The organism is Streptomyces rugosispiralis, from assembly GCF_024505145.1.
Classification (GTDB): Bacteria; Actinomycetota; Actinomycetes; order Streptomycetales; family Streptomycetaceae; genus Streptomyces; species Streptomyces rugosispiralis.
In genome coordinates, this window is record NZ_JANIAA010000215.1 from 1 (window position 1) to 583 (window position 583).

1 protein-coding gene is annotated in these 583 nt (G+C 68.1%); it reads left to right on the top strand.

The annotated features are described in order from the left end of the window. Window positions 1-583, top strand: a 583-nt coding sequence (locus NP777_RS47125) for an AMP-binding protein (protein ID WP_256656357.1), incomplete at both ends; no start/stop codon positions are given.

Here is a 583-nt window from a genome sequence, read left to right on the forward strand (position 1 = left end):
TGGACGCCGCTGCTTTGGCGGAGGTTCTCGCCGGGTGGCGGGTGACCGCGTTGTGGGTGACGGCGGGTCTGTTCAAGGTGGTGGCCGATGAGCGGCCGGAGTGTTTCGCGGGTGTGCGTGAGGTGTGGACCGGTGGTGATGTGGTCTCGCCCGCCGCGGTGGAGCGGGTGATGGGGGCTTGTCCGGGGTTGCGGGTGGTGGATGGTTATGGGCCGACTGAGACGACGACGTTCGCCACCTGTCACCCGGTGCCGGTTGGCGAGCGGGTGGCCGAGCCTGTTCCTGTCGGTCGTCCCATGGACGGTATGCGGGTCTATGTGCTTGATGGGGCTTTGCGTCCTGTGCTGCCCGGTGTGGCGGGTGAGTTGTATATCGGTGGTGCCGGGCTGGCGCGTGGGTATGGGCGGCGTCCGGCGTTGAGTGCGGAGCGGTTCGTGGCGTGTCCCTTCGGGGAGCCGGGGGAGCGGATGTACCGCACCGGGGATGTGGTCACCTGGGACGCCGGTACGGGGCTGGTCTTCCAGGGGCGTGCCGACACCCAGGTCAAGATCCGTGGTTTCCGCATCGAACCCGGCGAGATCGA